At 69.7% G+C, this 1489-nt stretch carries 1 protein-coding gene; it reads right to left on the reverse strand.

What is annotated here, in order from left to right:
* Positions 1 to 77: 77 nt before the first annotated feature.
* A partial coding sequence (locus tag ACEN88_RS31470; RefSeq protein WP_413346056.1) for a diguanylate cyclase domain-containing protein occupies positions 78 to 1489 on the reverse strand: 1412 nt, incomplete at its 5' end.

A 1489-nucleotide genomic window follows, 5' to 3' on the forward strand; every position in this document is an offset into this window, starting at 1 on the left:
GCCTGCTGCTCGGCGGCCTGTTTGCGCTCGGGCTGCTCCTCGTGTGGGCCGAACTTGCCGTCGGCGTGTTCCACTGATCAGGCGTATTCGCCCGTATGCAGCACCGCGTACGTGTGGCGGCCGGCTTCCTTGGCGACGTACAGCGCGCGGTCGGCCGTTTCCATCAGCGCCCGCGGGTCGACGCTGCCGCCGGACGCGAGGCCGATGCCAATCGTCGTCCCGACTTTCAATGTGCGTCCGGCCAGCGCGAACGGTTCCGCGATCGCGTCCAGGATCTTGCGGGCGACGCGCTCGACGTCGGCCTCGCTGCGCACGTCGTGCAGCAGCACCGTGAATTCGTCGCCGGCCAGGCGTGCGACCAGGTCGGTCGAGCGCACGCTGGTCCGCAGCCGGCGCGCGAATTCCACGAGCACGTCGTCGCCGGTCGCGTGGCCGTAGCGGTCGTTGATCTGCTTGAAGAAGTCCACGTCCAGGTACAGCAGCGCGCAATCGCGGTCGCCCTGGCGCGAGCGGTTGGCGGCGCCTTCCAGCGCCTGCTCGAAGCGGCGCCGGTTCGGCAGCTGCGTGAGCGGGTCCGTGTGCGCCAGCGCATGCAGGCTGCGCTCGTGCATGCGCGAGGCGGTAGCGTCCGTCGTCAGGATGTACACGCCGGCCACGCGGCCGTCGCGCATCTGCGGCAGGAACGTCGAGTGGGCGATGCGCGTGTGGTTCTTGCGCACGATCTCGTGTTCGCACTGCGACGCGTTGCCGAGCCAGGCCTGTTCCAGCGCCCTGGCCTGCGGCGCGTAAAAGGCGGGGCCGAACGCTTCCTCGACGGTGAGGCCGAGGATCCGCTCAGGCGGCACGCCCAGCCACGATGCGTGCACGGCGTTGGCGAACGCATAGCGGCGGTCGGCGTCCAGGTGGGCGATCAGCACCGGCACGTTGTCGGTGATCGTACGCAGCCGCTCCTCGCTCTCGGCCTGGCGCAGTTCGGAGAGCCTGCGGGCGGTCATGTCGAACGCCATCGCGTAATAGCCGTCCGGCGTGCCGTCCAGTGCGCGCTGCGGCACGAACATGCACTGGTAATACAGCTGGCGGCCGTTCACCTCGATGACGTCCTCGAACGTGCTGCTTTCGCCCGCGTGGACGCGGCGCAGGTGGGGTTCGAGCTTCGCGTATTCGGGTTCCGAATAGGCGTCGCGCACGTCGTGGCCGATCAGCGCCTCGGCCGGCTTGCCGTAGAACTGGATGGCGCGGCCGTTCAGGAACACGAACCTGCCCGCCGCGTTGACCTTGCCGATCAGCGCCGGCAGGTTTTCCGTGATGGCGCGCAGGCGGCGTTCGCTCGCTTCCAGCTGTTCGCGCGCCGTGTTGCGCTCGGTGATGTCGGTCATCGCCACGACGGCGCCCAGCATCCGCCCGTTGGCGCTCTTCAGCGGACGGCCGCTGGCCAGCAGGGTGGCAGCGGGGCGGCCCGGGGGCGCGATGGCCATCGCCTGTTCGCGCA

The organism is Massilia sp. CT11-108 (genome assembly GCF_047302915.1).
Classification (GTDB): Bacteria; Pseudomonadota; Gammaproteobacteria; order Burkholderiales; family Burkholderiaceae_D; genus Telluria; species Telluria orientalis.